We start from the raw sequence: 496 nt of genomic DNA, 5'->3' as shown, positions 1-496 counted from the left end.
ACTTGCCCGGAGCGAGTTGCAGCAAAAGCAGTCCGGTCATTTGCATAGTTAGGGGAAATAGCCAGGCTTACAATATGAGATGTGGTGGGAACGCCTCGCAGCCAACGCCAACTGGTTCCTCCATTAAGTGTTTGAAGGATTCCGTGCGATCGTGTGCCAACATAGATTTCTCGGTCACTTTCAAACGTAGGTGACAAAACAAATGTATTGATATAGACAGAAAATGGCGATATTTCAGGAATTTTCGGAATAAATTTTACAGTCCAGTTTTGTCCAAAATCATTGGAAAATCCAATATGCCCAGTATTTCGTGTGGCAACAGCCGTAGGCGGTCCTGACTGATTCTTAGCGAAATCGATATCGAAAGCACTCATTGGAAGATCTAAACTCTTTGGGACTGGCCAACCAGTTCTATCTATGGCCCAGGTTGCGCCACGATCGGAAGAGACGTATAGACCTCCACCAAAATATGTTGTTGCAATCACGCTTTGGTCAT

At 45.0% G+C, this 496-nt stretch carries 1 protein-coding gene; it reads right to left on the bottom strand.

Translation table 11 applies throughout. The features are described 5' to 3' along the window. The coding region (locus tag C7H79_RS18215) for a WD40/YVTN/BNR-like repeat-containing protein (protein ID WP_374058032.1) at positions 1 to 496 on the bottom strand (496 nt) is incomplete at both ends.

Origin of the sequence: Nitrosomonas supralitoralis (genome assembly GCF_003011925.2) — a bacterium.
GTDB lineage: Bacteria > Pseudomonadota > Gammaproteobacteria > Burkholderiales > Nitrosomonadaceae > Nitrosomonas > Nitrosomonas supralitoralis.
Note: the sequence above shows the minus strand (reverse complement) of the source record. Positions and strands in the feature narration are given on the sequence as shown.